Genomic DNA, 573 nt, shown 5'->3' on the forward strand with positions numbered 1-573 from the left:
CATGGAGTCATTCTGGCGATTACGGCACAGCGTCGGGCGGCAGTGGCAGTTGGAAAGCGCAAAGCGATCGCGGCGGCTCGGCCTCCGGCGGTGAGGGCAGCTGGGGCGGCTCAGGCTATCGTGGGGGCTCGGCTTCCGGCGGGGGCGGCAGCTGGAGTGGAAAGGACGAAAATGGCGGAACGGCATCCGGTGGGGGTGGTTCGTGGCATGGCAACGGAGCCGAAGGCGGTACCGCTTCAGGTGGCGAGGGCACATGGCACGCACAGGGTGAGAATGGCGCCAGCGCCAACGGTTATCACGCGAATGGCTATGGCGCGACGGCCTATCATCCGCCGACCTATGGCACCAGCTACTACCATCCGCCAACGGCTGTTTACGCCAGCAGTGGCTGCTACAACTGTGGCTATAACGAGGGCGTGAATCCCGCAGCTGCGGCTGCCGTAGGTGTGGTGGCTGGGGCTGCTGTCGAGTCAGCGGCCAATCAAAAGGCCAACACAAACGCCTATGCAGCTGGCTACAACGCTGGGATGACAACGTCTGCGGCGCCAACTATGCCGATGGGTTCAACCTTTG

The 573-nt window shown here is 63.7% G+C and carries 1 protein-coding gene; it reads left to right on the forward strand.

The genetic code is table 11. The annotated features are described in order from the left end of the window. Positions 1–573, forward strand: a 573-nt coding sequence (locus AC1DRJ_RS31805; RefSeq protein ID WP_477805585.1) for a hypothetical protein, incomplete at both ends; no start/stop codon positions are given.

Source organism: Pseudomonas sp. P5_B2 (assembly GCF_056400445.1).